The organism is Devosia sp. Leaf420, assembly GCF_001425445.1.
GTDB lineage: Bacteria > Pseudomonadota > Alphaproteobacteria > Rhizobiales > Devosiaceae > Devosia.
This window is the reverse complement of record NZ_LMQU01000001.1, coordinates 452,720-477,701: the sequence shown is the minus strand read 5'-3', so window position 1 is coordinate 477,701 and position 24,982 is coordinate 452,720. Positions and strand designations below refer to the sequence as shown.

The 24,982-nt window shown below is 59.8% G+C and carries 22 protein-coding genes; 11 read left to right on the top strand and 11 right to left on the bottom strand.

The features are described 5' to 3' along the window. Nucleotides 1-51: 51 nt before the first annotated feature. From ASG47_RS02420 to ASG47_RS02375, 10 genes are all read left to right on the top strand, one after another. Complete coding sequence (locus ASG47_RS02420) at nt 52-312, top strand: DUF6894 family protein (RefSeq protein WP_061907125.1); 261 nt, start codon at nt 52-54, stop codon at nt 310-312. Between the two features lie 99 nt (nt 313-411). Next, a complete protein-coding gene (locus tag ASG47_RS02415) occupies nt 412-1,392 on the top strand; it encodes an SDR family oxidoreductase (RefSeq protein WP_061907124.1) in 981 nt (326 codons plus the stop codon). Between the two features lie 135 nt (nt 1,393-1,527). Beyond that, the gene (locus ASG47_RS02410; protein ID WP_061907123.1) at nt 1,528-1,893 is read left to right on the top strand and encodes a YciI family protein; all 366 of its coding nucleotides are present in this window, start codon (nt 1,528-1,530) and stop codon (nt 1,891-1,893) included. A 233-nt stretch (nt 1,894-2,126) separates the two neighbouring features. Then, entirely contained in the window at nt 2,127-4,814 is a 2,688-nt protein-coding gene (locus ASG47_RS02405; RefSeq protein ID WP_061907122.1) for a DUF4344 domain-containing metallopeptidase, read from the top strand. 180 nt (nt 4,815-4,994) lie between these two features. Then, nucleotides 4,995-5,375, top strand: a complete 381-nt coding sequence (locus ASG47_RS02400) for a response regulator (RefSeq protein WP_061907121.1) — start codon at nt 4,995-4,997, stop codon at nt 5,373-5,375. 96 nt (nt 5,376-5,471) lie between these two features. Further along, on the top strand, nt 5,472-6,857 hold the full coding sequence (locus ASG47_RS02395) for a M20/M25/M40 family metallo-hydrolase (RefSeq protein WP_061907120.1): 1,386 nt from the start codon (nt 5,472-5,474) through the stop codon (nt 6,855-6,857). 3 nt (nt 6,858-6,860) lie between these two features. Continuing rightward, a complete protein-coding gene (locus tag ASG47_RS02390) occupies nt 6,861-8,660 on the top strand; it encodes an adenine deaminase (RefSeq protein ID WP_061907119.1) in 1,800 nt (599 codons plus the stop codon). Between the two features lie 219 nt (nt 8,661-8,879). Continuing rightward, on the top strand, nt 8,880-9,704 hold the full coding sequence (locus ASG47_RS02385; protein ID WP_061907118.1) for an ABC transporter substrate-binding protein: 825 nt from the start codon (nt 8,880-8,882) through the stop codon (nt 9,702-9,704). Further along, nucleotides 9,701-10,537 (top strand): amino acid ABC transporter permease, encoded by an 837-nt coding sequence (locus ASG47_RS02380; protein WP_061907117.1) that lies wholly within the window; start codon nt 9,701-9,703, stop codon nt 10,535-10,537. Before ASG47_RS02385 ends, ASG47_RS02380 begins: the two co-directional genes overlap by 4 nt. Before the next feature lie 66 nt (nt 10,538-10,603). After that, entirely contained in the window at nt 10,604-11,359 is a 756-nt protein-coding gene (locus ASG47_RS02375) for an amino acid ABC transporter ATP-binding protein (protein WP_061907116.1), read from the top strand. 1 nt (nt 11,360) lies between these two features. Here ASG47_RS02375 and ASG47_RS02370 read toward each other — a convergent pair whose 3' ends face one another. The 10 genes from ASG47_RS02370 to ASG47_RS02325 form a co-directional block, all read right to left on the bottom strand. Beyond that, nucleotides 11,361-12,542 (bottom strand): M20 aminoacylase family protein, encoded by a 1,182-nt coding sequence (locus tag ASG47_RS02370; RefSeq protein WP_061907115.1) that lies wholly within the window; start codon nt 12,540-12,542, stop codon nt 11,361-11,363. Beyond that, on the bottom strand, nt 12,520-13,278 hold the full coding sequence (locus tag ASG47_RS02365; protein ID WP_061907114.1) for an amino acid ABC transporter ATP-binding protein: 759 nt from the start codon (nt 13,276-13,278) through the stop codon (nt 12,520-12,522). Before ASG47_RS02365 ends, ASG47_RS02370 begins: the two co-directional genes overlap by 23 nt. Then, on the bottom strand, nt 13,275-13,955 hold the full coding sequence (locus ASG47_RS02360) for an amino acid ABC transporter permease (protein WP_061907113.1): 681 nt from the start codon (nt 13,953-13,955) through the stop codon (nt 13,275-13,277). Before ASG47_RS02360 ends, ASG47_RS02365 begins: the two co-directional genes overlap by 4 nt. Before the next feature lie 73 nt (nt 13,956-14,028). Further along, entirely contained in the window at nt 14,029-14,796 is a 768-nt protein-coding gene (locus tag ASG47_RS02355) for an amino acid ABC transporter substrate-binding protein (protein WP_061907283.1), read from the bottom strand. Between the two features lie 227 nt (nt 14,797-15,023). Then, complete coding sequence (locus ASG47_RS02350; protein WP_061907282.1) at nt 15,024-15,311, bottom strand: PRC-barrel domain-containing protein; 288 nt, start codon at nt 15,309-15,311, stop codon at nt 15,024-15,026. A gap of 83 nt (nt 15,312-15,394) precedes the next feature. Then, entirely contained in the window at nt 15,395-16,474 is a 1,080-nt protein-coding gene (locus ASG47_RS02345) for an ABC transporter ATP-binding protein (RefSeq protein WP_061907112.1), read from the bottom strand. Between the two features lie 44 nt (nt 16,475-16,518). Continuing rightward, on the bottom strand, nt 16,519-17,349 hold the full coding sequence (locus tag ASG47_RS02340) for a carbohydrate ABC transporter permease (RefSeq protein WP_061907111.1): 831 nt from the start codon (nt 17,347-17,349) through the stop codon (nt 16,519-16,521). Beyond that, complete coding sequence (locus tag ASG47_RS02335) at nt 17,346-18,236, bottom strand: carbohydrate ABC transporter permease (protein WP_061907110.1); 891 nt, start codon at nt 18,234-18,236, stop codon at nt 17,346-17,348. The genes ASG47_RS02340 and ASG47_RS02335 overlap by 4 nt, the downstream gene beginning before the upstream one ends. 69 nt (nt 18,237-18,305) lie before the next feature. After that, nucleotides 18,306-19,595 carry an ABC transporter substrate-binding protein gene (locus ASG47_RS02330; RefSeq protein ID WP_061907109.1) on the bottom strand — a complete coding sequence of 430 codons (1,290 nt, stop codon included), beginning with the start codon at nt 19,593-19,595 and terminating at the stop codon, nt 18,306-18,308. Between the two features lie 58 nt (nt 19,596-19,653). Beyond that, complete coding sequence (locus ASG47_RS02325) at nt 19,654-21,969, bottom strand: alpha-L-rhamnosidase (protein ID WP_061907108.1); 2,316 nt, start codon at nt 21,967-21,969, stop codon at nt 19,654-19,656. 234 nt (nt 21,970-22,203) lie between these two features. Here ASG47_RS02325 and ASG47_RS02320 point away from each other — a divergent pair, with 234 nt between their 5' ends. Beyond that, complete coding sequence (locus tag ASG47_RS02320) at nt 22,204-23,235, top strand: LacI family DNA-binding transcriptional regulator (protein ID WP_061907107.1); 1,032 nt, start codon at nt 22,204-22,206, stop codon at nt 23,233-23,235. An 86-nt stretch (nt 23,236-23,321) separates the two neighbouring features. Here ASG47_RS02320 and chvE read toward each other — a convergent pair whose 3' ends face one another. Beyond that, complete coding sequence (gene chvE, locus ASG47_RS02315) at nt 23,322-24,392, bottom strand: multiple monosaccharide ABC transporter substrate-binding protein (RefSeq protein ID WP_061907106.1); 1,071 nt, start codon at nt 24,390-24,392, stop codon at nt 23,322-23,324. Between the last annotated feature and the right edge of the window lie 590 nt (nt 24,393-24,982).

Sequence of the window (24,982 nt, the reverse complement as noted above, 5' to 3'; positions counted from 1 at the left end):
AAGCGCCGTTTGCTGGCCAAGATATGCCACGCAAATACATGGAGCGCCAAAATGCCACGGTTTTTCTTCAATCATCGCACGACCGACGACAAGAACGAGATTGATATCGAGGGGCTTAAACTTAACTCTCTGAATGAAGCTATTGAAGAAGCTGCCTTTGCAGCCAAGGGCGCTGTCGCTCTCGCCGATGAACCGGTTCGCGGCGAATTCGTCATTGAAGACGAAGGCCGTGTTCTCCTCGCGCGCGTCCCCTACGCGGCAGAAGGCGAGCCAGTTGCCGATGAAGCCAAGGCAGCTTCTGACGTCAAATAACTGAACGACAAGGCATCGCTTTCCGACATCTGCCTCCAACGCCTTGCGCTCGCGCTCTCAAGCGCGTCCAATGGCTTGGAGGACAATTGAGGAGTTGAAATGTCTTTGCGCGTGTTGTTCGTCGGTGGGACCGGCCAGATTTCCTACCCTTGTGTAGAACGTGCCGTGGCCCAGGGCCATCAGGTAACGGTGTTCAATCGCGGCAAACGCGGCGACACCTTGCCCGCCGGCGTGACCTCCGTCCAAGGCGATTTCAACGGCCCGGAATATGCGGACCTCGCCGAGCAAAACTTCGACGTCGTCGCCCAGTTCATCGCTTTCACGCCCGATCAGGTCCAGCGCGATATCGACACCTTCCGCGGCCATTGCGGCCAATATATCTTCATCTCTTCGGCCTCGGTCTACGAAAAGCCCGCTCGGCACTACGTCATCACCGAGGAGACACCCGCCATCAACCCATACTGGCGCTACAGCCAGGACAAGATCGCCTGCGAAAATCTGCTCAAAGGCGCCGAGGGCTTAAACTGGACCATCGTCCGTCCGAGCCACACCGTTCGCACCGGCTTGCCCATCATGATCGGCGACGCCGACGTGATGGCGCGGCGTATGCTTGATGGAGAGCCGACGATCGTCGCCGGCGACGGGCATACGCCGTGGACATTGACCCGCTCGTCCGACTTCGCCGTCCCGTTCGTCGGCCTCTTTGGCAAGGCGGAGAGCCTCGGGGAGATTTTTCACATCACCAATGATCGTGCTCACATCTGGGACGATATCCAGATGGCTATCGGCCGAGCCCTTGGGGTAGAGGCCAAAATCGTCCATGTGCCGACCGATACGCTCGTCCGCTACATTCCTGATTGGGTTGGTCCGCTGACCGGCGATAAGGCTTGGAGCGCGATTTTCGACAATTCCAAGGTCAAGAAAGTCGCCGGTGACTTCACCTGCGCTCCCGATCTCGAGACTATTCTCGAAGAACCAATCCGCCACCTCAAGCAGCGTCTCGCGACCAAACGCCCAGAGCGTGGTGATTTCGATGCACTGGTCGACCGCATCTGCCGTGAACAATCGGCGCTCGGCTGATCGAAAAAGCCGGGGCAGACCAAGCGCCCCGGCAAAATTCTCCAGAAAAGTGACGCCGCCTTGTCGAATCTGCCGCTGCCCGCTCGTCGTGTCGCTGTAAGGTTCGGTTCGAGCCGCGTTACTCGGAGACATCACATGCGCTATTTCATGAGCATCATTCCCCCTGCCGACCTCAAGCCGGAGGACGTGCCGCAGCAGCTCATGGACGCCATGGGCCCTTGGATGGAAAAGTGCCTCGCCGATGGCTCCCTGGTTTCGACTGCTGGCCTAAAGCCACAGGCTGAAGGCATCCGACTGTCGGGCGAGAACGGCACGGGCACACCGACCGACGGTCCCTATGCTGAAGCAAAGGAAGTCCTTGGTGGTTATGCCGTTCTCGAAGCGGCCGACTTGAAAGCCGCTTCGGTTCTTGCTGGTGAGTTCCTGCAACTTCACATCGACAATGGCGTGCCGAAAATCGTCCTTGAGCTGCGCCAAATCGCCGGCGGCGTGAACTACTAAATCTGCGGCTCCGCTTTACCGGAACCTCCCTACATTCAGGCGCCACTCCGCGAGGGGTGGCGCCTTTTTAGCGTGGATTTTGTGCAACGATATCAACTTAGGTTGACCTTATTTTTGCGCCGCGCACAAAAAATCTTGCGATCGACCCAAGGATTTGATGGGGAAGGGCGTCCTAGAAGGAGCGGCGGTGGGCATGGGGGCCTGCCATTGCCATCGTAAGGTTCAGACAGTTCATGAAAAAATCTGGTTTTGTCGTTTCGCTTGGCGTCTCCACCATAGCCCTTTTACAGCCCGCCTTGGGCCAGTCGGTGCTTGGTGCGCTCGATGGTGTGGTGGATCAGCAATTACTGCAGGGTTGGCAGGGCGGCGAGCAGGACGGCTGGTTTGTGCTGCGCAATGACAGCCTTGAGGGCGCCGAACAGACGCTGACCATCCCGGCCGGACCCCCAAGCCAAGACGGACGCCACGTATCGGTGAACGTTACGCTTAAGTCCGATCAGCCAAAGGCGGCAATCGGTATTGTTGCCAACAACAGCGCCCAGAACGGCACCTGCATTGCCGAGGTCACCGCTGCTGCCGACGCTAATTTGTTCTGCGTGATCGACGAGAAATTTGAATCCATCGCCACGCTCCCCAAGGCGGCCAAGCTGGATGGCAGCGACGTCATCGAGATGATCGAAGTGCCGGGGCGCGCGACATTCCTCGTCAATGGCGAAGTGCTCGGCGAAATTTCTGCGACGGAAGCGCTCGGGGCCGATCTCGGCGTTATGGCCTACGAACGCGGCACGTTTGGGCTGGCCGATTTTACCATCAGTGACTTGCCCGCGACCAATACCGATGCTGCGCCCCAGCAGCAGGGCTCCGGTCTGCCGCCGCGCGGTGGCGCGACCACAAACACCGAAGTTGATACCTCTGCAGAAGCCCCCGGCGCCGAGACGTCCGACGTTGCCACCCGCATGGCGGCGATCATGGGCCCGCTTACCGATTCCATCATGGACGCGGACAAGCTCGAAGGCTGGGATCTGTTTTTCGAGGATGACTGGATCGTCCTCGTCAATCAGACCGCCGCCTCCACTGAAAACTTCTTCACCATGCCCATGGGCGGACCGGTGCAGTCGGGCGAACGCATCACCCGCGTCAATGTCGGCGTAAGGCCACCGGAAGGCCAAACAGCGCAAGATTTCAAGCTGTCCGCTGCAGGTCTTGTCGTCGAAAATGGCGATGACTCCTGCTTGGGCGAGATTACGCTCGGCGGAGATGGCCTCGTCCTCTGCTTTGGTGCCGATGGCAAATCGCAGGAAATGGGTCGCCTGACCGGTGCTGCCAAGCTCGATGGCAGCGATCTCCTCGAATGGGTTGAGCAGCCCGGCATCGCCGCATTTTTTCTCAATGGCGAAGCCATCGCGACGCTTGAAGATCATCCTGTGCTCGGCGGTGATGTCGGCGTGCTCGCCTATGAGCGCGGCGATTTCTATTTCCGCGATTTCGCCGTCTCGGTAACCGGCGCACCTGCTGGTGCTCCCGCCGGCGGGAAAAGCAAGGGCTCGACTCCGGCAGCAGCCGACGACGCTGCCGCTGGCAATGGTGCTGCGAGCGAAGAAATCCCCTTCATCAACAGCCATGAATCTCGCCTCATCGGCGCCTATCTTGGGGTCACCAACGGCATCTTCATGCACGAGTTCGGCCATGCGCTGATCGGCGAGTTGCAGGTCCCCTCGACCGGCCCCGAGGAAGACGCCGTCGATATTTTCTCGGCGCTGCGCGTCGTCGAGCCGACCATGTATCCGTCGGGCGATGAAGGCATCGATCTCATCGGCCGTGAGGTCGCGCTCTATTCCGTCTTGCCTTGGTATTACGGTGGCATGATCAACGCCGAGAGCGGTCAGGATCTTCCCTGGCAGGATGAGCACACCGGCGATCTCCGCCGCTTCCGCAATACGTTCTGCGTCATCTATGGCGGCAATCCCGGTCTCTATGGCGATATCGCCGAGCAGGTCGGGCTCGAAGAGCGCACGCTTTATCGCTGCGAAGAGGAGTTCAACCGCCAGAACCGCGCTTGGCGCACCATCCTTGCGCCTCACACCCGCCTCGGTGAATGGCATCCAGATGGCCAGCTCGCCGCCGATGCGCCGGGGGCGGCGATCACCGTCAACTTCGAAGAGCCGACCACGCCGATCAGCAAGTTTCTCGTCGAGACCTTTGGCGATACCCTGCGCGGTTTCGCCGTCGATATGGGCAAGACCTATGCCCTGCCGCGCGACATTGCGGTCAATTATCGCAACTGCGACGAGCTGAACGCATGGTACAGCCCCGACGAAGGCACTATCACCATGTGCTACGAACTGATCGAGCACCTCGTGGTGATGATCGCCGATGTCGAACTCGGCGACACAGGCGCCGAGCCACCCGCGGAAACGCCGCAGGCATCGAGTGCGGCAATGGACGATGCGGACATGGCCGTCGCGCCCGGCACGCTGAACGAACTGGCCGATTATGGTGTCCCGGCCACCAATGTTCTTTTTCCCGCGCCTTATCGGGGTCCCACGCCTGCCGCCCATACTCGGGCTGAAACGCTGACCACCAAGGCTGTTGTCGACCTCGTGACCGCCAATGACAATTGGCTTCTGGTCGATACGAGCGGTGGCGCCGAAACCTTGCCCGGCGCCTTCGCCGTCGCCGATGCGGGGCGCGATGGCAGTCTGACCGACAGTTTCCAAAAGCTCGTCGAGGACTGGCTGACCGAAGAAACCAGCGGCGACAAATCCGTGCCGGTGATTTTCTTTGGGTCGGGCATGCAGGATCGCTCAGCTTATAACGCCGCCCTGCGTGCCGGCAATCTCGGCTGGAAAGCCTATTGGTATCGCGGTGGCATCGAAGCCTGGAAGGCCAATGATCTCCCAATGGCAGAACAGACGGAGTAGGGCGCCAACACTCTGGTTTGCTTGAACCCCCAAAATTAGTCTGCACCAAGCCTCAGGGTCTGCCCCAGGTCTGTTGACTTCACGGCGTCCCTGAGGATCGTTTGCGGCATACCCGCGTTCAAATGTCATGCCAGCCGGCGAACGTCACTTCGCCAGCCAAGACGAATACGGAGATGACCGATGTCTCGCTTGCCAATCCTTCTTGTCGAAGACGAGTTTCTCGTCCGCATGGCGCTCATCGATCAATTGGAAGAGGCTGGATACGAGGTGCTTGAAGCAGCGACTGCCGTCGACGCCTGGGCGGCGCTCGAAGCGCGACCGGATATCGCGCTCATTTTCACCGACATTCATATGCCGGGAGACACCGACGGTCTGGCCTTCGCCAAAGACGTCCGCGATCGCCTGCCTGATATCGGGATACTCATCACCTCCGGCAAACAGCCGCTGCAACAAGCCGATCTACCGGCCGGCGGTCTATTTCTGAGCAAGCCCTATCAGTACGAGGATGTCGAACGGGCTCTCGCAACGCTTCTCGAAAAGCATGCGGAGAGCGTGACCTAGCAATCCGCTATCAGCACTGGCGAAGGTCATCAACCTTACCTTTTGCACCAAGATGCCGCAGTGTCGGTGGGTGCTCCAAGGTTGATTCCCTTTTCTATGACCGATCTCGATACCGTACTCGCCAAAGCCGAAAGCCAGTTCGACCAAAGCCTCGAACGGCTCTTTGAGTTCATCCGCATTCCATCGGTTTCGACCGAGCCCCAATATGCCGGCGATTGCCGCCGCGCTGCAGAATGGCTCCGCGATGAGCTGGCAAGCCTCGATTTCGACGCCAGCGTCCGCGACACGGCAGGCCACCCCATGGTCGTCGGCCACGGCCCCAAGGTCGCCGGTCCCCACGTGCTCTTTTATGGCCACTACGACGTCCAGCCGGTCGATCCGCTGGTCCTCTGGAACACACCGCCATTCGAGCCCACCCTCGTCCCCCAGCCCGATGGCGAAACCTTCATCACCGGCCGCGGCGCCTCGGACGACAAAGGCCAGTTGCTGACCTTCATCGAAGCCTGTCGCGCTTGGAAGACCGTCACCGGCAGTCTGCCGATCCAGGTTTCGATGCTCTTCGAAGGCGAGGAAGAGGCCGGTTCGCCCTCCCTCGGTCCGTTCCTCGAAGCCAATGCAGAAGACCTCAAGGCTGACACGATCCTCGTTTGCGACACCGATATGTGGGACCGCGAAACCCCCGCCATCACCACCATGTGGCGCGGCTTCGTCTCCGAAGAGTTCGAGGTCACGACCGCCGATCGCGATCTTCATTCCGGCATGTTCGGCAGCGCCGCCCGAAACGCCGTCCAGCTCCTCGGCACCATCATCGGCGCCCTCCGCAACGAAGACGGCAGCGTCGCCATCCCAGGTTTTTATGATGGCGCCATGGAATTGCCCGCCGCCAACAAAGCCGAGTGGGAACGTTTACCGTTCGACGCCGAAAAATTCCTTGGCGATATCGGCCTCTCCATCACAGCCGGCGAAGCCGATCGCTCGGTCCTCGAACAGGTCTGGGCCCGCCCGACCGCCGAAGTCCACGGCGTCTGGGGCGGTTATTCCGGCGACGGTTTCAAAACCGTCATCCCCGCCAAGGCTGGCGCCAAAATCTCCTTCCGCCTCGTCGCCGGGCAGGACCCCCACCGCATCCGCGAACTTTTTCGCGATTTTGTCTGCGCCATGATCCCGGCCGATTGCAGCGTCACCTTCAAGGCCTATGGCACCGCCGCCGCCCAATCCATGCCGCTCGATGGCAAATTGCTCACAAAGGCCAAGGACGCCCTCACCGAGGAATGGCAGCGCGAAACCGCGCTTGCCGGCACCGGCGGCTCCATCCCGATCCTCGGCGAATTCAAGGAGCGGCTGGGCATGGACAGCCTCCTCATCGGCTTTGCCCGCTTCGACAATCGCATCCATAGCCCCAACGAAAAATACGACCTGTCGAGCTTTCACAAAGGCATCCGCTCCTGGGTGCGCATCCTTCACGCATTCTCCGAGGCCTGACCCATGGCGATCACCCGCTTTTCAGTAAGCCCGCTCCATAGCCAAATCACGACGCTCGCCGCCGTCGCCGGTGGCCGCGCCCCAGCCGATCTCGTCATCACCGGCGCCCGCGTGCTCTCGACCTATTCCGAACGCATTCTGGCCGATAAGGAAATCTGGCTCTCCGGCGGCCGCATCGCCGCCGTCAAACCGGCAGGCGCTCATAAAGCCGGCCCCGCCCCCAAAAAGTCTTATGACGCCAAGGGCGGCATCATCGCCCCCGGCCTCGTCGATCCGCACATTCACATCGAAAGCTCGATGGTCACCGCCTGCGCCTATGCCGAAGCGGCGCTCCTCAATGGCACCACCACGATCTTCTGCGACAGCCACGAGATCGGCAATGTCATGGACGTTGCCGGTGTCGAAGCCATGTTGGAAGACGCGCGCCTCGCCCCGCTCTCGATCTTTCTCACCGTTCCTTCGACCGTCCCCGCAACCTCGCCGGAGCTCGAAACGGCCGGCGGCGACCTGACGCCCGAAAAGATCGGCGCACTCTTCGACAAGTGGCCCGAAGCCGTCGCGCTTGGCGAAAAGATGGACTTCGTGCCCGTCGCCATGGGCGATCCGCGCAGCCACGCCATCATCGCCGAAGCCCTCAAGCGTGGCCGCCCGGTCTCTGGCCACATCTACGGCCGCGACTTCGTCGCCCCCTATGCGGCCTCCGGCGTCACTGACACACACGAAGCCATCGATCGCGACATCGCCGAAGATTTCGTCGAAGCCGGCATCTGGGTTTTCCTTCGCGGCGGCAATCCCGCAACGCCCTGGAATTCCATCGTCGAAGCCATCAAGCCGATCACCCAACTCGGCGCAAGCCACAAGCGCTTCTGCGTCTGCACCGACGATCGCGACGCCGACGATCTCCTGAGCTTCGGCCTCGATTGGGTCGTCCGCGAAGCCATCCGTTGCGGCGTCAGCCCCGAACAAGCCTGGTCCATGGGCTCGCTCCACGGCGCCACCCGCTTCGGCCTAGGCGACGACATCGGCGGCCTCGGCGGCGGTCGCCGCGCTGATCTCGTCTTGCTCGACGATGAGCTAAAGCCGGTCAATACCTGGTATGGCGGCGAACTCATGGTCGAGGACCGCAAGATCACGCCTTTGCTCGAAGAAACCCTCAACCAGCGCTACCGCTATCCCGAGGCGGCCTACAACACCGTCCACCTGCCCAAAAACCTGAAGCTCACGCCAGAGCTGCCCTCGGCCGGCGTCACCGCCAATGCCATCGGCATTGAAATGCCGGGCATCGTCCTGCCGCACCGCAAGGTCGAAATCGCCCCGGCCAACGATTGGGCGACAATCCTCGAGCGTGACAATCTCAGCTTCGTCACCGTCATCGAGCGCCACGGCAAATCTAATGGCGGCATTGCCCACGGTCTCCTCCACGATTTCGGCATCAAGAATGGCGCGGTCGGCTCGAGCGTCGGCCACGACAGCCACAACATCATTCTCGCCGGCACCAATGAAGCCGACATGCAACTTGCCCTCGACACCATCGAAGCATCAAACGGCGGCGTGGTTGTGGTGCAGGAGGGCAAAGTGCTCGCCTTCGTCGCCCTGCCAGTCGCCGGTCTTATGTCCGACAAGCGCGTGCACGAGGTTGCCGCAGAAAACCAGCTTCTCAAATCTGCCTGGGCGCAGGTCGGCTGCACCATTCCCTATATGGGCTTTAACCTGATCCCTCTCTCGGTGATCCCTGAAATCCGCATCACCGACAAGGGTCTGGTCAAAGTGCCGGAGATGGTTTTGCAGCCGCTATTCGACTAGTCGAGGCCGGACATGCGACAGTCGCCATCGTCTTGCAAAACCATCGCTTTTTTACGCGAAAGCCACTAAGTGCAATGAACAACCTCGTGGGTTCACAAATTTGCAATTATGTGGCTGGCGCAATCGGCGTTTGTCGTTAAATTTCAACGCGGGGCTTGGTGGCGAAAATGGGCGAAAGTCCGTACTGCCGGGCAAAACACCACTCGATGAGAGTACAGAATGGCTCAGAAGCATAATGTGATCGTGGCCGGCCTCCTGGCAGCGATCGCGCTGGTGATGCCTGCCGTGGCGCAGGAAAATACGCCCAACGATCCGCGCCTTTTCACGCCAGGCAAGCTGACCGTCAGCACCTCCGAGCCGAGCTATCCGCCTTGGGTGCTCGATAACAATCCGGAAGCCGGTGAAGGCTTTGAAGCGGCGCTCGTCTATGCCCTCGCCGAGCAGCTTGGCTTCAAGCGCGACGATGTCGTCTGGGTCGATGTGACCTTCGACGGCGCCATTGCGCCCGGTCCCAAGAACTACGATTTCTCGATCCAGCAGATTTCGGTCACCCCCGATCGCGCCAAGGTCGCGACCTTCTCCGACGTCTATTATCAGTCGGACAAGGCCGTCATCGCGCTGCCGGATTCAACCGTCGCCGGCGCAAAATCCTTCGCCGATCTTAAGCAGGCGCGCTGGGGCGTTGCCGTCGGCACCACCGATTTCGACTACGTGACCAACGTCCTCGGCATCGACAATGCTGCCGTCTATGACGATCAGGCCGGTGTCTTCCAGGCCCTGCAGGGTGGTCAGATCGACGCGACCATCGCCGCTTTGCCGACTGCGCTCTACGCCACGGCCGTCCAGGTGCCGGAAGCCAAGATCACGGCGCTCCTGCCCAAGGACCCGAAGGATGAAGGTCTGGCGCTCCTCTTCGCCTCAGGCAATCCGATTGTTCCCTGGATCAACGAAGGCCTTGCTGCCATCCGCGATAGCGGCAAGATCGACGAACTCGTCCAGAAATATCTCGTCGCCGATCCCAATATTCCGGTGATCAGCGAATGACACGACGACCCGGCAAGGGACGCCGGACGATCGCTCTCAAGGATCGGCTCACGCCGGTCCTTATTAGTTTGGTCAGCGTCATCATCGTCTTCGGCGCCATCGTCTATTTCGTCGGCTCAGCCGAACAATGGCCGCGCATCCAGAGCCAGTTTTTCAGCATCGAAGCAATGCTCGAAGCCGCGCCAAGCGTTGGACGCGGGTTTTTGGTCAGCCTCCAGATCTGGATCATCAGTCTCGTCTGCATTGCCATCTGGGCCCTGATCCTCGCGATTTTCCGCGCCATGGGCGGACCCTATTTCGCCCCGCTGCGCATCTTCGCAATTCTCTATGTCGACCTCTTTCGCGGTCTGCCCGCCTTGCTTCTCGTGCTGCTGTTCGGCTTCGGCATTCCGGCGCTCAACCTGCCGGGCCTGCCCAATAATGGTCTCTTCTGGGGCGGCGTCGCGCTGGTGCTGAGCTATTCGGCTTACGCCACCGAGGTTTATCGCTCCGGCATCGAAGCCGTCCACGAAGGGCAGGGCATGGCTGCCAAGGCCTTGGGCCTCACCCAGTGGCAGACGCTGCGCTATGCCATCCTGCCGCAAGCACTGCGCAACGTCGTCCCCGCCATGCTCAATCTCGTCGTCGCTTTGCAAAAGGACGTGGCGCTACTGTCGGTCCTCGGCGTCCGCGATGCGGTCCGCGAAGCGCAGATCTACACGGCGCGCACTTTCAATTATTCTTCCCTCGTGGTTGCCGCGATCCTCTTCCTCCTTGCCACCATTCCGATGGCTCGGCTGACCGACTATGTCGCCCGCCGCGATCGGCAACGCCGTCTCCAGAGTGCCTTGTAGTATGTTCGTTTTGTCGCGCTTTCGAACCGAAAAACCGCTTCGCACTTTTTCTGAAAGCGCTCTTGTATGAACCGTATCGAGATCGACAAGCTCACCAAGTTTTATGGCGAGCGTCTGGTGCTGGATGGGATAGACCTCTCTGTTGCGCACCACGAGGTCGTCTGCCTCATCGGCGCCTCAGGCTCCGGCAAGTCGACCCTCCTCCGCTGCATTAACGGCCTGACCGAGTTCGATGAAGGAAATGTCCGGCTCGATGGCATGGATATTTATGACGAAAGCTTCGGCCGCACCGGCCTTTACAAGCGCATCGGCATTGTCTTCCAGGCCTACAATCTCTTCCCGCACCTGACGGTTCTCGACAACATCACCCTTGCCCCGGTGCGAGTTCATGGCCGCCAGCGCGCCGAAGCGGAGGATGCGGCACGAAAGCTGCTCGATCTCTTTGGTCTCGGCCAGTACGCCAAGTCCTATCCCGAGCAGCTTTCCGGCGGGCAACAGCAGCGCGTCGCGGTCATCCGCTCACTCGCCACCGATCCCGAAGTTTTGCTGCTCGATGAAGTGACCGCAGCGCTCGATCCCGAACTGATCGGCGAAGTTTTGAAGATCATCCGCGATCTCAAGACCCAAGGCATGACCATGGTCATCGTCACGCACGAAATGGCCTTCGCCCGCGATGTCGCCGATCGCGTCTGCTTCCTCGACGCCGGCCGCATCATCGAAGAGGCCCACCCCCAGCGCCTGTTCTCCAGCCCGGAAAACCCGCGCACGCAGAAATTCCTCGAGCGGATTATTGCGTCGGGTCGTCTCGGCGCTTCGGCCTGACCTAAGCCGGCCGGTTGGCGGCGAGGAAATCCTCGACCAGTGCCACCCAATAGCGCGCTGCCGGCGCGATGATGGCGTCATTGAAATCATAGCGAGGGCTATGGAGGTCCGCGCTTGGTCCATTGCCGATAAAGAGATAGCTGCCTCGCTGCTTTTCGAGCATGAAGGCAAAATCCTCGCTGACCAGGAGCGGGGCGAGCGTGCCGACCTGTGCGTCGCCGAAATGGCGAATGGCTACCTGCCGAGCGAACGCGGTTTCCTCGGCATCGTTGTGAAGAGCCGGAAAACCGGGCGGATGGAAAACCTCCGCGACCGCCCCATAGCTCGCAGCTTGCGCCTCCGCCAATGTCTTGATCCGCTCGCGGATGCGGTCGCGCACCGCGTCGCTGAAGGAGCGTACGGTAATCTGCAGCTCGACACTGTCCGGGATGACATTGGGCATGGAGCCACCATGCATCATGCCAACCGTAATCACGGCCGTTTCAAACGGGTCGACATTGCGCGACACGATCGACTGGAGCGCCATCACCAGGGACGATGCCGCAACGATCGGATCGACAGTCTCATGGGGCAGGGCGCCGTGCCCACCCTTTCCTCTGATGGTGATGATAACGAGATCGACCGATGCCATGGCTGGACCATCGATGAAGCGGAATTCGCCCGCCGGCACGCCCGGCCAATTGTGCAGCCCGAAAATGGCATCGACCGGAAACCGGTCGAAGAGCCCATCCTCGATCATCTGCACAGCACCGCCCGTCTCTTCCGCCGGCTGGAAGATCAACCTGACGGTCCCGGAAAAATTGCGCCGCTCCGCCAACTCCTTCGCCGCCGCAAGCAGAATGGTCGTGTGCCCGTCATGACCACAGGCATGCATCACCCCCGGAGTCTGGCTGGCATAATCCGCACCGGTCGCCTCGGTAATCGGCAGGGCGTCCATGTCGGCACGCAGCCCGATTATCCGCTCACCAACGCCGTTCCGCAGCGTCCCGACGACCCCGGTCACGCCAAGCCCCGTCGCTACCTCATAGCCCCAGCTTTCGAGGAGTTCAGCCACGAGTTTGCTTGTCGCGACCTCCGCGTGTCCCAACTCCGGAGCGGCATGAAGCCGACGGCGCAGCGCCACAAAATCTTCAATCGTGCTTGGCAGGGCTCGCGCAGGCTTAATCAATCGTCGCCTGCCCATTGAGGGTCGAAATGAAGCGCTTCGTCCGCTCGTCCTTGGGAGAGCCGAAAACGTCCGCGGACGACCCCGCTTCAACCACCTGCCCGGCATCGAGATAGACGACATTGCTGGCAATACTGGCGGCCAGCCGCAGGTCATGCGTAGCGATCAGCATGGTCGTGCCCTCCCGCGCCAATTGCGCCAGCACCTCCACCACTTCGATGGCAAGCTGCGGGTCAAGCGCCGATGTCGGTTCGTCGCAAAGGAGCACGCGGGGCGCCGGCGCAAGCGCCCGGGCAATCGCCACACGCTGTTGCTGGCCGCCCGACAGGCTCGATGGCCAAGCATCGGCCTTGAAGATCATGCCGACCTTTTCGAGCAGCTCCATGGCGCGAGCTCGAGCGCGGTCTTTTGGCCACTTCAGCACCGTAACCAGCGCCTCCATCACGTTTTCCACCACGCTTTGGTGCGGGAAAAGCTGGAAATTCTGGAACACCATTCCCGTCTTGCGCCGCAACGCAAGGATGGTGGCGCGGTCGGGCTTGCCGTTGGGTGCGAATCGGATGGAGGTATCGTCGATCCGCACTTCGCCCGATTGCGGCACTTCGAGCAGATTGACGCAACGAAGCAGCGTGCTCTTTCCGCTCCCCGAAGCGCCGATCAGCGCGGTCACATGACCCTCCGGCACATCCACGCTGACGCCCTTGAGAACGTGGTTGTCACCAAAGCTCTTTTCGATCCTGTCCAGCGCGATCATGATGCAGCCTCGATAGAACCGCCATAGCGTGAGAGGCGCTTTTCCAGCCACCCCTGCAAACTGGAAAGGGCCGAGCTGACGACGAGATAAATCAGCGCCACTTCGACATAAAGAATAAGCGGCTCATAACTCGTTGCGACGATCCGCTGCCCGGCTCGGAATAGCTCGGGTACCGTGATGGCGGCGGCAAGCGAAGTGTCCTTCACGAGCGAAATAAACGTGTTCGAAAGTGGCGGCACGGCAATACGCGTCGCTTGCGGCAGGATGGTCCGACGCATCGCCTGCGTCCATGTCATGCCCACGGAATAGGCCGCCTCCCACTGTCCCTTGGGCACGGCCAAAAGCACAGCGCGGATGATTTCCGAGGTATAGGCGCCGATATTGAGCGTGAAACCAATGAGCGCGGCTGGAAAAGCATCCAGCACGATCCCGACGCTCGGCAAGCCATAAAAGATCAGGAAGAGCTGCACCAGAAGCGGCGTGCCGCGAATGATCCAGACATAAAACCGCACCACAAGCCCAAGTGGCTTTGGCCCGAAGAGCCGCGTGATGGCCGCGAGCAAACCAAGACTGAGCCCAAGCACGAAGGAAAGCAGCGTCAGGGGGACGGTGAACGAGATACAGGCCCACAGCAAAGAGGGCAGGGACTCGATCATCAGGTTCAGCCAATGGGGCATGCATCATCCTGCCAATGAAAAGGGACCGGTCGACCCTCGACCGATCCCTTCTAAACATTCGAAGCGTCTGAGACTACTGGGAGACGTCCTCGCCAAAGTACTTCTGCGAGATTTCCGCATAAGTCCCGTCGGCCTTGATGGCGTCGAGCGCTTCATTGATCGCGGCCAGCAGTTCGGGCTTGCCCTTGGCAAGGATGATGCCGGAGAAATCGGCGTCAGCGGCAGTGGCGACAACCTTCACTGGTGCATCTGGCTGCTGCTTCTTGAAATCGAAGAACGACAAGCTGTCATTGATCGTCGCGTCTGCACGGCCCTGAACAACGAGGGCGATCGATTGATCAAAGCCTTCGGTGCCGACGAGTTCAGCACCAAAACTTTCGGCCAGCTTGCCGAAGTTGCTGGTCAGGCTCTGGGCCGACTTCTTGCCCTTGAGCGTTTCAAAGCTCGTGATGTCGGTGTTGTCGTCCTTGACGACGAGAGCAGCCTTCGAAGCGATATAAGGCTCGGAGAAATCGTACTTTGCCTGGCGGTCCGCATTGATGCCGACCTGGTTGATCACGACGTCATAGCGATTGGCGTCGATACCCGCGATCAGGCCATCCCACGGACCTTCGACGAATTCGGCCTTCACGCCCAGATGCTCGGCAACAGCCTTGCCGATCTCGACGTCAAAGCCCACCAGCGCGCCCGAAGCGTCGTGGAAGGTGAACGGAGCATAGGTGCCTTCGGTGCCAATCTTGAGCACACCGGCTTCCTTCACCTGGTCCAGCGCCGTCTGTGCGAAGGCCGGGGTGGAAAGCGCCAACAGACCAACGGCGACGAGCACTTTGGAAAACTTCATCGATTTCTCCTGTCCGCAAGCCCGCAGTCCGGGCCGCAATTGCAGCGGAATTTGCCCATCTTCCAGGCGGCTTTCAATTGCTTGGATGGATGTTTTTCGTTTGGAGGCTTTGGCCGTCGGCATGTTCTTCTTTTGCCGATTTCCTGAGCCGCCTATTGCTGAAAAGAGACCGCGATTGGACTCTATCGGAGCAAGAAAGAAGCCCGGCGCTAGGCCGGGCTCTTTTCTTAGTGGTGGTGCTCAGGCATCTGCTTGAGCTGATCCTTGGTCCACGAGGTCACGGCGTGAATGTCGCCGTCTTCGTCGCGCATGAATTCAAGATCGCTCACCGGCACGGCAACCGGCTTGGCGCCAAGACCGAGAAAACCGCCGACATCGATGATCACGGTATCGAGGCCATGAACGTGGTCGACCTTGCCGACCTTGTGGTCGTCAGCACCATAAATCGTGGCGCCCTCGAGGTTCGATGGCGTCAGTTCGGCGGTGGACAGACGGACGTGATTGGTATGGTCCATGATCAAGGCTCCTTGTTTGAGCCACTCCAACCCGCCGGTTGGCCGATCGGTTCCATTGGTCCGCTGCCACCTTCCATCTCGTCTCAAGAAACGAGCGACTGACCGTTCTTGTCGAAGACGACCGCCTTCGACGTCTCCGCATGAAAACTCAGGCTCTCGCCGCGGTTGAGAATATGGTCGCCCGCGAGCACCGCCAGCCATGACGCGCCCGAGGGCAGTTCGACATTGACGATGGTCTCATTGCCGAGCCGCTCGGTTAGCGTCACGCGTCCGATGATCGTCCCGGATGCGGCGATCGCAAGATCATGCGGCCGCACACCAAGGGTGAGCGCATCGCCCACATTGACGCCGCTGGTTCGGATCGGCAGCCGCAGATTGATCACATCCTGGCCTGATACCGTTACGCCATCGGCATCTATGGCATCGACTTTGACCGGCGCAAAATTCATCTTCGGCGAACCGATGAAGCCAGCGACAAAGAGGTTGGCCGGCCGCTGGTAGAGCTCGATCGGAGAGCCCACTTGTTGGACGACGCCGGCATCGAGCACGACGATCTTGTCGGCCAGCGTCATGGCCTCGACTTGGTCGTGGGTCACGTAGATCATCGTAGCGCCAAGATCGGCATGGAGCTTGGCAATTTCCATTCGCGTATCGACGCGCAGCGCGGCGTCGAGATTAGACAACGGCTCGTCGAAGAGAAAAACTTCAGGCTGACGCACGATGGCGCGGCCGATAGCGACGCGCTGGCGTTGACCGCCCGAAAGCTGGCCAGGCTTGCGATCGAGCAGGTGCTCCATCTTGAGAATGCGTGCCGCTTCGCGGATCTTCTGGTCGCGCACATCCTTCGGCGTCTTCGCCAGTTTGAGACCAAAGCCGACATTGTCGTAGACCGTCATGTGCGGATAGAGCGCATAAGACTGGAACACCATGGCGATGGATCGGTCGCGCGGCTCGACATCATTGCAGAGCTTGTCCCCTATGTAGAGTTCACCCCCGGTAATGTCCTCGAGCCCCGCAATCATGCGGAGAAGCGTGGACTTGCCACAGCCCGAGGGGCCAACGAAGACGACGAATTCCCCGTCCTCAACCTTGAGATTGACGCCCTTGATGACCTCGACCTGGCCATAGGTCTTCTGGATATTTTTGAGTTCCAAACCGGCCATGGTCAGAGTTCCTCGCGTAAAAATGTCGTTGAGATGCGCATGGGTCAGCCCTTGACCGCGCCGGCCGTCATGCCGGCAACGATCTGCCGGTTGAAGAACATGAAGACGATGAGCGGCGGGATGGTGATGAGCAGGATATTGGTGAAAAGGAGGTTGTAGGCGGTGCTGAACTGGCTCTGGAAATTATAGAGCGTCAGCTGCACCGTCGCATTCTGATTGCCCGGCAGATAATAGAGCGGGTTGGTGAAATCGTTGAAAATACCAACCGACTGCACGACGATATTGGTCACCGTCACCGGCCAGAGCAAAGGCAGGATGATGCGGAAGAACACATCGAGCGGACGCGCGCCATCGATCACCGCTGCTTCGTCGAGTTCGCGCGGAATGGTGGCGATAAAGGCGCGATAGAGAATGATCGAGAAGGGCAGGTTATAGGCCACCTGGATCAGGATCATGCCATGGAGCGTGCCGAACAGTTTTAGGCCTTGCAGCAACCAGATCGTTGGAACCACGGCCGGCGGGATCATGAGGCCCGCTAGGATTAGAAATTCGATCAACCCATTCCAGCGCGTCTTGCGGCGCGCGAGGACGAACCCGACCATGGCTGCAAGAACAATCAGCAGAGTGACGCTGATGACGGTGATCAGCGTCGAGTTGATGAAGGCCGTGATCATCATCCAGTTGCGGGTCTTGACCACCTCATAGACGTTTTCAAAGAGGTGAAAGCCGTTGGGCCAGGAGAAGTCGCGCAGGGCAGACTGCTGTTTGTCCTTGAAGGCCATCAGGATGATGAACAGGAACGGGATGACGAAGACCACGAACGTGGCCGCGATGGCGGCAAAACCGCCAAAAAGAGAAGCGCGCGACGTCTTCATTCGTGACCCTGCTTGCGATTGAGGACCATGGTCAGCGGCACGACCAGCACCGCGATAAGGATGAAAAGCACCACATTGCCCGCGGTCGAAAGCCCGTAAAACCCGGCCTGATATTGCTTGTAGATCACGGAGGCTACCGTGTCCGAGGCAAAGCCGGGACCGCCCTTGGTCATGGCCCAGATGAGATCGAAGGTGCGCAGCCCGCCGATGAAGGAGAGCGTAATGACTGTCGCGGTTGCCGGACGGCTGAGCGGCAGCGTCACATAGAAAAAGTTCTGTAATTTGGTCGCGCCATCGATCCGCGCCGCCTCGTAATAGTCCTTCGGAATGGCAACGAGGCCGGCGATATAGATGACTGTCGCTAGGCCAACACCCTTCCACACATCGACAAGCGCGACGGAGAACAGCGCGAGCTTTGGATCGACGAGCCAGCCCGGTCCCTTGATGCCGATCATGGCAAGGGTCTGGTTGATCATGCCCATGGTCGGGTGCATCAAGACCGTAAAGGTCATGCCGACGCCAATGGTCGAGACCAGCACCGGAAAGAAGATCACCGAACGCAGATAGCCCCGCGCCATGATCTGGCTGGTCAGCATCACCGCGAGCAGCATGCCGATCACTACTTTGAGGCCCGAGGTGATCACGGCATAGATGACAGTGTTGACGAGCCCCTGGATAAGAAATGGCTCGCGGAAGAACTGCGCGAAATTGTCGAAACCGATAAAGGTCGCGTCAAAAAGCGTCCAGCGCGTCAGGCTGAAATAGAGCGACGCAAAGGTCGGCGCCAGGAACAGCACGGAATAGACCACTGCCGCCGGCGCGTAGAACCAGCCGGGATAAAGAGGCCGACGCTGCGTCTTGAGCGTGGCAACAGCCGATGCTGTCATGGAAACCTCGCAATGCCTCGCGGCTCCGAAAGGTTTTCGCCTTCCGGAGCCGCGGCAAGTCAGAAACGATTACCAGCCGGCAAGACCAAGCTGCTGGGCCTGCTTGCGCACGTCTTCGTCGTAAAGTGCGGCGCCTTCCGCTGCCGGACGAATGCCCGAGCCGACTTCGACGGTGATCTGCTCGAGAGCAGGGCCCTTGATCGGCGAGAGGAATTCGAGCGCCGGGCCATTGTGGCCGCCCTCTTGGAAGTAGGGCAGCATGTCGGCAACGGCGGGCGGCACGTCGGCAGGAAGCTCACAGCCGGCGATCATATAGGGACCGGTGGCGCCGACTGCTTCGTTGCGAACATCGCAGCCTTCGGGCGAAGCGACGAAAGCGACGAAGTCCTTGGCAAGGTCAGGGTTGGCCGTGCTTTTGGCGACATAGATCGAGTCAGGCATCCAGGTCGTGAGACCATTGGTCTCGGCGCTGTCGCCGGGCTGGGCGAAGAAGCCGACGTCCTGGATATGGTCAGGAACGGTCTCGGCAATGGCGCCGATCCCGAATGTCAGCATGGGATAGTGCGCGCCTTCACCCGTTGCGACCATACGCAGGCCATCGGGATAGGTCGCCGCGCCGAAATCGGCATTGAAGAAGCCGGCGTCGTGCGTTTCCTGCAGTTTCTCGAAGCCACGGAGAGCGGCCGGAGTCGTTGCGAATTTGGCTTCGCCCGCGGTGTACTTCTCGGCGAAATCTGGCACTTCGGTCAGCACATTGTAGAAATCGGCGAGAACGAAAAGCTGGCTGCTCCAGGTGTCCCCATAGGTCTGGATCACGGCCGTCTTGCCCGCCGCCTTGATCTTTTCGTTATTGGCCATGAACTCGTCCCAGGTCTTGGGAATTTCAAGGCCCAGTTCTTCATAGATCGGCTTGTTGTAGAAAATGCCGCCGCCCATTGCTGGCGCAAATGGCGCGCCATAGACTTCGCCGCCGGCCGAAACCACCGATTTGAAACTGTCCTGCACATTGGCCTGGAATGGCTCATTGGTCAGCGGCAGGAGGTTCTGCACCGGATTGATCGCCTGGAACAGCGAGCCCGAGTTGTAGAAGAACACATCGGACATTGCGCCGGTCGCAAGGCGCGTCTTGACGATATTGTCGCCTTCGCCGCCGCCGGGGCGCACTTCGATGTCGATGGTGGCATCAGGATTCTTCTCCGTATAGGCAGCCACCCAGGCTTCGGCGACGGCAACCGATTGCGGGCCATTGTCGATCAAAAATGACAGATTGCCCGATTGCTGCGCGTTGACGGCATTGGCCGTCATCAGCAGGCCGATCGTGCTGGCGCCCATCAGCGCGAATAATTTGGTCTTGGTCATGCGTCTACCTCCCTGATAGGCCTGTTTTTGAGGCCCGGTTGAATGTGCCGAAACAGCCTTAGGGCGTGTTGGCGTTTACCCGCGACTTTTCGAGCTTGGCGGCTTTGGGTGCGGTGTAATTGAACGTGATTGTATGTTTGCCGGGGTTCAGCGCGATGTCCGCGTGGCCGACGGCTTGGCCATCGAGCGTCGCATCGCGATAGACCGAGGCCAGACGCAGCACGCCGCGGCTTTGTGCCGGCACCTCGATGTCGTAGCGCACGGCCTCGCCTTCGATCGTCCACGCGGCCGTAATCTTGCCCGCAGGGCTATCGTGATCAGCCTTCACCGGCGAGAGCTGGGGCAGGATGATCGGTTCGAAGATGATCGTCTTGAAGGCCGGATCCTTCTCGTCGGGACGGAAGCCTGCAACGCCCTCGAGCAGCCATTGGCACACGGCGCCATAGGCATAGTGATTGTAGGAATTCATCTGCGGATTGTAGATCGAGCCATCGGGCTGGATCGCGTCCCAGCGCTCCCAGATCGTCGTTGCGCCCATCTTGACCTGATAGAGCCAGCCCGGCACCTCTTCCTGCAGGAAGACTTCGCTGGCCAAACCCCATTCGCCGATTTTGATCAGGGCCGGCAACAGAGCTGGTGTGCCGATAAAGCCCGTGCCGATCCGCCGCGCCGCGCGATCGATCGTGTTTTTGAAATAGCCTTTGGCTGCCTCAAACTTGTCCGCCGGGATCAGGTCATGGACGATCGCGAGGGCATAAGATGTCTGGTCGTCATAGGCGAGACGGCCAGAAGCCGTGATGAACTCGCCGGCAAAAGCCGTCTTGACCGCCTCGGCCATGGCGTCGAGACGCGTTGCGATTTCGGTGTCGCCAACAATCCTGGCGATTTCTGCAACGCGTCTGGCCGCGATATGAAGATAAATCGTCGCCGCAGCATCGTCGCCAATGGTCGGCAGCGGCTTGGCGCTCGGCCCCTTGGGCTGAAGCCAATCGCCAAACGAGAAACCCCGCGCGCCCCATTCGCGCGGCGGCGAAACGATCGGACCGTCGCTGATCGACCAGACAAAGTCGACCCACTTGACCATATTGGGCAAGGCTTCGCGCAACAGCGCCGTATCGCCATAGTGGAGATACATCTGCCAAGGGATCTGGTAGATCGCGTCACCCCAGCCGGTGGAGCCATAAAAGCCCGGATAATGCTCCGGCTGCATGCGCGTCGGATCAGGGCAGACGTGCGGCACTGCCCCATCCTCGCGCTGATCCGCCATCAGATCGCGCGTCCATTTTTGGAAGAAGCTGTGCACGTCGCCAAGATAGGCCGCGGTCCCCGCAAAAACCTGCGCATCGCCTGTCCAGCCGAGCCGCTCGTCGCGCTGCGGACAGTCCGTCGGCACTTCTATAAAGTTGGCGCGCTGCGACCAGACCGTGTTGAGGAACAACCGGTCGACCAGCGGATTGGCCGATGAAAAACTGGCCCTTATCTCGGTCACCGAGCTGATCGGCTCGGAGACGATGTCGAGCACTTTAGCTGCGCCATCGATTGTCACCCTGACATAGCGATAGCCCTGGAAGGTAAAGACCGGACGGTAATGTTCTTCGCCCGTACCTGCGAGGATGTATTCGAGCCGCGCCGCCGCCGTGCGGTAATTGCCGTTATAAAACTGCTTGTCCTTATCCAGCACTTCGCCATGCTCTACACTGACCTTGGCGCCTGCCTCACCCTTAACGGTCAAGGCGACGTTACCGCCCGCATTCTGGCCAAAATCAAAAACCGTCCGCCCTTCGGCATCGGTCCACGATGTCTGCACTTTGAGCGGCTCAAGCATCCGCACGGGCGTCGTCTCATGCGGGATCAATACCGCCGTATCGAACGCCAACACTTCGGTTCCTGCCGTCACCTTCGGGGTGACGCGCGCATCAAAGATTTCGCCGAAATAAATGCCGGACTTGCGGATCGGTAGCTCACCGCTTTCCCAGGTGCTGTCGGTAACAAGCAGAGGCGCGTCATCGCCGGGCGTCGCCACCAGCTCGGCAATCGCAGCGATATGCTTGCCCCAGGTATCGAACAGCGGCGCTTCGCCCCACATCATCTGCGAGCGCAGCCAGCCGTCCGCGAGCCAGATCTCGATCCGGTTTTCACCTGACTTCAAGAGGTCGCTGACCTCGTAACTCTGGAATGACAGCCGCTTGTCATAGACGGTCCAACCTGGCGTCAGCAGATCGTCGCCCACGCGCTGCCCATTGATGAATGCACGATAGAGGCCAAGAGCGCTGATATGCAAAACCTCGCCGCCACCAACCTGATCGATCGAGAAAGTCTTGGCTACAAAACTGGCAGGCGTTCCTTGTCCCTGATCGGCGAGGGGGCGGATCATGTCAGCGGTCCACACCCGGCTAAACGGTGCGGAATCCTGGGTACGAAGTGCCGATGCGTGGTTCACGCCTGTCCTCCCATATATCTGCCGCCTCTGCGGTCTTGTAGAATGTTCTACGTGTATCGTTCTACAGATTTCATCTTTTGGCAATCCACTTTTTTCAGATAGTGTAAGCGGACGATTTCCGCGCCTGAAGATCATCCTGTTGCGGCGAAAACCAAGGGTCACAGCACGATGAAAACGAGCGATGGCGATCGAAAAACGGGCCGCGTCACCATTCGCGAAGTGGCTGAGGATGCCGGCGTTTCCGTAGCTGCCGTCTCTAAGGTGCTCCGCGATGCTTATGGTGTGTCCGATACTCTCCGCGCCAAGGTGCGCGTCTCGATGGATCGGCTGGGCTATCGGCCGCTCGCAGCCGCACGAGGCATGCGCGGCCAGACCTATACGCTAGGGCTCATCATCCCCGATCTGCGCAACCCGTTCTTTGCCGATATCATGGTGGGCGTGAACCAGGCCCTTGAGCGCACGCAATATCGTGCGCTGATGGGCATTAGCGAAAACTCGGTGCGCACCGAAATGGCGCTCGTCGAGTCCATGCTCGATCGCCAGATGGATGGCATCATCCTCATTGGCTCGACCGAGGATCGCGCCAATCACGATAAGATCGCCGCCCTCAAGCCTTTGGTGACAATCGGACACCATGACCCGCAGGCGGATCATTTCGACACGGTCAATAACAACGATCAGCAGGGCGCCATGCTGGCGGTTCGACACTTGGCGGCCAACGGCTACAAGAATATCGCCATGCTCAGCCTTTTCAGCGGCACTTCGACCATTCTGGCCGAGCGCGAACTTGGCTATCGCCGCGCCATGCTCGAGGCTGGAATTGCCAAGAACATCAACATCATCCAATCATCCCAATCGCTGCGCGACGTGCAGCTCGCTGCGCGCCATTTGCTGGAAGGGCCAAACCGGCCAGACGCCATCTTTTGCTGGACCGATTTCATTGCGCTCGAAGTGATCAGCGTCGCGACCGAAATGGGTCTCTCCATTCCGGGCGATGTCGGCATCGTTGGCTATGACAACACCATGTATTGCGATCTCGCACAGAATGGTCTGTCGAGTATCGATCAGTCCGGTGAGCTCTTGGGCTTGCAGTCCGCGCGCTTGCTGATCGAGCGGATCAAGGGACGGCAAGAGGCGGAACATTTCGTCGTCACGCCGCGGCTGGTGTCGCGCCGAAGCTCGATGCGCTTGAGCCGCTAATCCGGCTGCTCCAGCCAAAACGACCCGATCTCCAAAAACAAAAAAGGCTCCGCGCGCACGCGGAGCCCCATTTCGAATTCCAGAAATTACTGGAGATCGGATTCCTTGATGTAGCCCGAGTCGACGACCAGTTCCTTGTAATTGGTCTTGTCGACTTCATACGGGGTCAGCAGCAGCGAGGGGACAACCTTGACGCCGTTGTTGTAGGTCGTGGTGTCGAGATCAGCCGGTTCCTGGCCATTGAGCACGTTGTCGACGAGGTCGGCAGTCACGCGAGCCAGTTCACGGGTGTCCTTGTAGACGGTCGAATACTGTTCGCCGGCAATGATCGCCTTGATCGAGGGGACTTCGGCGTCCTGGCCCGAAATGATCGGGTAGGGGAGGTCGGCAGAACCATAGCCGATGCCCTTGAGCGAGGAGAGAATGCCGCGAGCAACGCCGTCGTTCGGTGCGAGAACGGCGTCGACATGGCTGCCGTCCGAATAGTAGGCCGAAAGAAGGTTATCCATGCGAGCCTGTGCGGTGGCACCGTCCCAACGGAGCGTACCAACCTGATCCATGCCCTTCTGGCCCGACTTGATGACCAGGTCACCCTTGTCGACCAGGGGCTGCAGCACGCTCATGGCGCCATCGTAGAAGAAGAAGGCGTTGTTATCGTCCGGCGAACCGCCGAACAGTTCGATATTGAACGGACCCTTCTTTTCCGGATAGCCGAGACCCTTGAGGATCGAATTGGCCTGGAGCACGCCGACCTGGAAATTGTCGAAAGTGGTGTAGTAGTCGACATTTGGCGTGTCGCGGATCAGGCGGTCATAGGCGATGACCTTGATGCCGGCAGCGCCAGCCTGTTCGAGCGCAGCGCTGAGCGTCGTGCCGTCGAGCGCCGCGATGATCAGGGCCTTGGAGCCCTTGGTGATCATGTTTTCGATCTGGGCGAGCTGGTTGGGGATATCGTCACCGGCATATTGCAGGTCGACGGTATAGCCCTTGGCTTCGAGCGCGGCCTTCAGTTCGGCGCCGTCCGAGTTCCAGCGGAGCGTCGTCTGCTCCGGCATGGCGATACCGATCGTGCCCTTGTCCTGCGCAGAGGCGGCGGTCACACCCAGCGCAAGCGCGCTGACCATGACGGTCGCTGCGAGAGACTTCAAAAAGTTCATGTCTTCACTCCCTGTTTTCAATGCTGGTGGAGGTCGCGGCCAAGCTGCTGACGAGTCGGACCCATGAGGCGCGGGGCCCTACGGGTGACGACTTGAACGATGATGATTGGTCATCTCAACGCGGCGACGTTGCGCTCCGGCCCTCCCAAGCCAGCGAGAGGAAGACTACGAGCAGAATGCCTCGACTGCAAGAGGGCATGAGGTACGTACGTCCCGAATAATTAATGGTATGGCAGAATTTCAAAAGAGAAAATTTATGCAGATTTTCCAGGTAGTTGATGGGTCAAAATAAGAGGGCGACGACTTCGCGAATGAAGACGCCGTGTTGAGAAACAGCAGTTTTTTCTAATCATCGAAATTAATCGAGATGCGCCTTCCGGTGCACTCCCGGTGGCGTGGCCCTAGGAGCCATCACCTTCAGGGCCGGTCCGACCTTGGTCGCGGAATAAAAAAACAAAACACCAGTGTGAAGTGAGACTAAACACGGCGATGAAGCCGAAGCCATCGGTATTTCCCCAAAGTCATCGACCTTGTTCACACCTCTATCTCTCTGCCTTGACAGGAAATTTAAATCGATATCCCATAGGTGG

What these genes read in the sequence shown, in the direction of transcription:
- ASG47_RS02420 (WP_061907125.1), top strand. Translation starts at nt 52, where the DNA reads ATGCCACGGTTTTTCTTCAATCATCGCACGACCGACGACAAGAACGAG.
- ASG47_RS02415 (WP_061907124.1), top strand. Translation starts at nt 412, where the DNA reads ATGTCTTTGCGCGTGTTGTTCGTCGGTGGGACCGGCCAGATTTCCTAC.
- ASG47_RS02410 (WP_061907123.1), top strand. Translation starts at nt 1,528, where the DNA reads ATGCGCTATTTCATGAGCATCATTCCCCCTGCCGACCTCAAGCCGGAG.
- ASG47_RS02405 (WP_061907122.1), top strand. Translation starts at nt 2,127, where the DNA reads ATGAAAAAATCTGGTTTTGTCGTTTCGCTTGGCGTCTCCACCATAGCC.
- ASG47_RS02400 (WP_061907121.1), top strand. Translation starts at nt 4,995, where the DNA reads ATGTCTCGCTTGCCAATCCTTCTTGTCGAAGACGAGTTTCTCGTCCGC.
- ASG47_RS02395 (WP_061907120.1), top strand. Translation starts at nt 5,472, where the DNA reads ATGACCGATCTCGATACCGTACTCGCCAAAGCCGAAAGCCAGTTCGAC.
- ASG47_RS02390 (WP_061907119.1), top strand. Translation starts at nt 6,861, where the DNA reads ATGGCGATCACCCGCTTTTCAGTAAGCCCGCTCCATAGCCAAATCACG.
- ASG47_RS02385 (WP_061907118.1), top strand. Translation starts at nt 8,880, where the DNA reads ATGGCTCAGAAGCATAATGTGATCGTGGCCGGCCTCCTGGCAGCGATC.
- ASG47_RS02380 (WP_061907117.1), top strand. Translation starts at nt 9,701, where the DNA reads ATGACACGACGACCCGGCAAGGGACGCCGGACGATCGCTCTCAAGGAT.
- ASG47_RS02375 (WP_061907116.1), top strand. Translation starts at nt 10,604, where the DNA reads ATGAACCGTATCGAGATCGACAAGCTCACCAAGTTTTATGGCGAGCGT.
- ASG47_RS02370 (WP_061907115.1), bottom strand. Translation starts at nt 12,542, where the DNA reads ATGGGCAGGCGACGATTGATTAAGCCTGCGCGAGCCCTGCCAAGCACG.
- ASG47_RS02365 (WP_061907114.1), bottom strand. Translation starts at nt 13,278, where the DNA reads ATGATCGCGCTGGACAGGATCGAAAAGAGCTTTGGTGACAACCACGTT.
- ASG47_RS02360 (WP_061907113.1), bottom strand. Translation starts at nt 13,955, where the DNA reads ATGCCCCATTGGCTGAACCTGATGATCGAGTCCCTGCCCTCTTTGCTG.
- ASG47_RS02355 (WP_061907283.1), bottom strand. Translation starts at nt 14,796, where the DNA reads ATGAAGTTTTCCAAAGTGCTCGTCGCCGTTGGTCTGTTGGCGCTTTCC.
- ASG47_RS02350 (WP_061907282.1), bottom strand. Translation starts at nt 15,311, where the DNA reads ATGGACCATACCAATCACGTCCGTCTGTCCACCGCCGAACTGACGCCA.
- ASG47_RS02345 (WP_061907112.1), bottom strand. Translation starts at nt 16,474, where the DNA reads ATGGCCGGTTTGGAACTCAAAAATATCCAGAAGACCTATGGCCAGGTC.
- ASG47_RS02340 (WP_061907111.1), bottom strand. Translation starts at nt 17,349, where the DNA reads ATGAAGACGTCGCGCGCTTCTCTTTTTGGCGGTTTTGCCGCCATCGCG.
- ASG47_RS02335 (WP_061907110.1), bottom strand. Translation starts at nt 18,236, where the DNA reads ATGACAGCATCGGCTGTTGCCACGCTCAAGACGCAGCGTCGGCCTCTT.
- ASG47_RS02330 (WP_061907109.1), bottom strand. Translation starts at nt 19,595, where the DNA reads ATGACCAAGACCAAATTATTCGCGCTGATGGGCGCCAGCACGATCGGC.
- ASG47_RS02325 (WP_061907108.1), bottom strand. Translation starts at nt 21,969, where the DNA reads ATGATCCGCCCCCTCGCCGATCAGGGACAAGGAACGCCTGCCAGTTTT.
- ASG47_RS02320 (WP_061907107.1), top strand. Translation starts at nt 22,204, where the DNA reads ATGAAAACGAGCGATGGCGATCGAAAAACGGGCCGCGTCACCATTCGC.
- chvE (WP_061907106.1), bottom strand. Translation starts at nt 24,392, where the DNA reads ATGAACTTTTTGAAGTCTCTCGCAGCGACCGTCATGGTCAGCGCGCTT.